At 72.1% G+C, this 3,454-nt stretch carries 3 protein-coding genes; 1 reads left to right on the forward strand and 2 read right to left on the reverse strand.

The genetic code is table 11. From position 1 onward, the window contains the following. Nucleotides 1-551, reverse strand: a 551-nt coding sequence (locus tag VFL99_RS17670) for an SMC family ATPase (RefSeq protein WP_325107684.1), incomplete at its 3' end; no start/stop codon positions are given. Beyond that, complete coding sequence (locus VFL99_RS17675; protein WP_325107685.1) at nucleotides 548-1,750, reverse strand: exonuclease SbcCD subunit D; 1,203 nt, start codon at nucleotides 1,748-1,750, stop codon at nucleotides 548-550. The genes VFL99_RS17675 and VFL99_RS17670, both read right to left, overlap by 4 nt. Before the next feature lie 154 nt (nucleotides 1,751-1,904). On the opposite strand from VFL99_RS17675, the gene VFL99_RS17680 reads away from it, so the two are divergent. Further along, nucleotides 1,905-3,377 carry a glutamate--cysteine ligase gene (locus VFL99_RS17680; protein ID WP_325107686.1) on the forward strand — a complete coding sequence of 491 codons (1,473 nt, stop codon included), beginning with the start codon at nucleotides 1,905-1,907 and terminating at the stop codon, nucleotides 3,375-3,377. Nucleotides 3,378-3,454 lie beyond the last annotated feature (77 nt).

A 3,454-nucleotide genomic window follows, 5' to 3' on the forward strand; every position in this document is an offset into this window, starting at 1 on the left:
CGGCTCGTGTCGAACAAGCGCTCCAGCAGCCCGCGCCGCTCCTCGGGGGAGGCGCGCAGGAAGGCCGCGAACTCGCCCTGGGGGAGCAGCACCACCTTGACGAACTGCTCCAGGCCGAGGCCGACGACGTCGTCGATGACCAGGGCCACCTCGTCGATCCGGGTTCCCTTGGCCACCCACTGGCGGTTGAGGTGCTCCTCGAGCAGCACGCGGGGCTGGACCAGGGTCTCGCCAGTGCCCCGCTTCTTCGGCCGGGAGAAGCCGGGGGAGCGGGTGATCCGGAATCGCCTGCCGGAGGCGGTGAGCTCGAGGACGACCTGCGGCACCGAGCCCGGCTGCGCGTGGTCACTGTGCAGCGAACTCTTGCCGCCTCGGGCCCGGGGCACCGCAGCGAAGAGGGCGAAGCAGATCGCGTCGAGGATGCTGCTCTTGCCGGCCCCGGTCGGACCCTGGATGAGGTGCAGGCCCTCGTCCGCGAGCGCGTCGAAGTCGACCTCCTCGGTGCCGGCGAACGGCCCGAAGGCCGTCATCTCCAGCCGGTGCAGCCTCACGCGACACCCTGCTCGCGCCGCGCGACCGACTCCGCGGCCGTGCCCTCGTCGTCATGCACGGCGCGGGCACGCGCGGACTCCTCCACGGCGAGCCGCAGCAGGTCCCGCTCGGCGTCGGTGGCGCCGGCGCCGCCGCGCACGTGTTCGAGGAAGTCACAGCACACGTCGAGGTCGCTGCGTCGGCGCACGCGCGCGGCATACGACCGGGCGGAGTCGAGCGGGGTCGGGCCGTCGAAGCGCAGTGACAGGCAGCCCGGGAAGCGGGTGCGCAGCCGCTCCATCGCGCCGCGGGGCCGCTGGGCATCGGTCAGGGTGACCTCGCACCACGCGCCCTCGGCGGCACGGTGCCGTCGGTCGGACAACAGCTCCTCCAGCGTGCCCCGCAGCCGGGCCAACGGTTTGAACACCGGTGCCTCGATGTGCTCGACGGCCACGGTCGCCGGCCTCCCGGCCCTGCCGGGCGCCAGGTCGACCAGCCAGGAGCCCTTGCGGTGGTCGGCCTCGCTGAACGACAGGGCCACCGGCGAGCCGGAGTAGCGGACCGTCTCGGAGACCCGCTGCGGGCCGTGCAGGTGGCCGAGCGCGACGTAGTCGACCGCGCCGAAGACCTCCGGCGGCACCGCGCTGACCCCACCCACGCTGATGTCGCGCTCGGAGTCGCTGGTCGCGCCGCCGGTGACGAAGGCGTGCGCCATCACCACGGCCGGGCCGGGGCGCGCGGCACGGTCGGCCACGACGCGGGCCATGGCGGCGCGCAGCACGCCGGCGTGGGTGCGGTCGGCGGAGCCGAGGGTGTCCGCTGCGGCGGACGGCTCGAGGTAGGGCAGGGGATAGACGGCGACGTCGCCGAGCAGCACCGGGGTGCCGATGCTGTCGGTGCGGGTGCGGATGTGCAGGCCGGCGCGGGCAAGCAGTTCGGAGGCGAAGCCCAGCCGGATGGCGCTGTCGTGGTTGCCGCTGGACAGGACCACCTCAGCACCGGCGTCGACGATCCGGCGCACCGTCTCGGACAGCAGCGCCACGGTGTCCGGCGCGGGCAGCGCCCGGTCGTAGACGTCCCCGGAGACCAGCACCGCGTCGACGCCCTCGCTGCGGACCACCTCGACCACGTGGTCGGCGAACGCCGCCTGCGCCTCGAGCAGTCCCACCCGGTGGAAGGAACGCCCGAGGTGCCAGTCGGAGGTGTGCAGCAACCGCATGTCCCGGACATTAGGAGAGCGCACCGACACCGCCCGGGATTGCGACGCGGCGTGGCGGTTTCCTCTGGCACCGCACGCCGCTGGTGTGGTTGGGTCACCGTAGACGTGCACGACCGGCACGCACCTGTCCTGTCGGCAGTCAGGAGGGCCTACCATGGGCGAAGAGGTCAGCGGCACCGGCTACACCCGTGAGCAGCGCCAGCGCTACCGGGAGAAGGTCCGGCAGGACCTCGACGTGTTCGAGCGCATGCTCACCGCGAGCAGCTTCGACTTCGACCGGCCCCTGACCGGCATGGAGATCGAGCTCAACCTTGTCGACCCGGAGTTCCAGCCGCGCATGGCCAACGCCGAGGTCCTCGAGCACATCGCCGACCCCGGCTACCAGACCGAGCTGGGGCAGTACAACATCGAGCTCAACGTCGACCCGCGTCCGCTGCCGGGGGATGCCGCCCTCGACCTCGAGACGGACCTGCGCAAGAGCCTCAACGCGGCGGAGGAGAAGGCCGGGGCGGCGGGGGCACACATCGTGGCGATCGGCATACTGCCCACCCTCATGCCCGAGCACTTCCACACCGAGTGGATGAGCGCGAACCGCCGCTACGCGGCCCTCAACGAGGCGATCTTCAACGCCCGCGGGGAGGACCTGTTCATCGACATCGAGGGGGCCACGGGCGAGCGGCTCGCAACGTATGCCGACACGATCGCTCCCGAGTCCGCGTGCACCTCCGTGCAGCTCCACCTGCAGGTCGCGCCGCAGGAGTTCGCGGACTACTGGAACGCGGCGCAGGCGCTCGCCGGGCCGCAGCTGGCACTCGGCGCCAACTCGCCGTTCTTCTTCGGCAAGCAGCTGTGGGCCGAGACCCGCGTCGAGCTGTTCGCCCAGGCGACCGACACGCGCGCGGTGGAGCTGAAGAACCAGGGCGTGCGGCCACGGGTGTTCTTCGGGGAGCGCTGGATCACCTCGATCTTCGACCTGTTCGAGGAGAACGTCCGCTACTTCCCCGCGCTGCTGCCCATCTGCGAGGACACCGACCCGCTCGCCCAGCTCGAACGCGGCGAGGTACCGCAGCTCGACGAGTTGTGCCTGCACAACGGCACGATCTACCGGTGGAACCGGCCTATCTACGACGTGGTCGACGGGCGGCCACACCTGCGGGTGGAGAACCGCGTGCTGCCCTCGGGACCGACGGTGGTGGACACCATGGCCAACGCCGCCTTCTACTTCGGCCTGGTCCGCGCGCTGGCGGAGAGCGAGCGGCCGCTGTGGTCGCAGATGTCGTTCTCCGCGGCGGAGGAGAACTTCCACTCCGCGGCGCGTGACGGTGTCGACGCGCAGGTCTACTGGCCCGGCGTCGGCCAGGTCAGCGCGACCGAGCTGGTGCTGCGCCGGCTGCTGCCGGTGGCGGCTGACGGCCTGGGCCGCTGGGGCGTCGGCCGCGACGAGGCCGAAGAGCTGCTGGGCATCATCGAGGGCCGGTGCATCTCGGGGCAGAACGGTGCCGCCTGGTACCGCCGCGAGGTGCACGCCCGCGAGGACGCCGGCGAGAGCCGCGAGGAGGCGCTCCGACTGGTGCTCGAGGACTATCGCCAGCACATGCACGACAACCGGCCGGTGCACACCTGGTGAGGCACCGCCGCTCCGGGGCCCGCTGTCGGGGTCAGCGCCTCCGGATCCGGTGGTAGCGCACCGCACGGCCGGTGGCG

This window comes from Segeticoccus sp. (assembly GCF_035708005.1).

Coding starts and splice junctions, on each gene's coding strand:
- VFL99_RS17675 (WP_325107685.1), bottom strand. CDS start 1,750: ATGCGGTTGCTGCACACCTCCGACTGGCACCTCGGGCGTTCCTTCCAC.
- VFL99_RS17680 (WP_325107686.1), top strand. CDS start 1,905: ATGGGCGAAGAGGTCAGCGGCACCGGCTACACCCGTGAGCAGCGCCAG.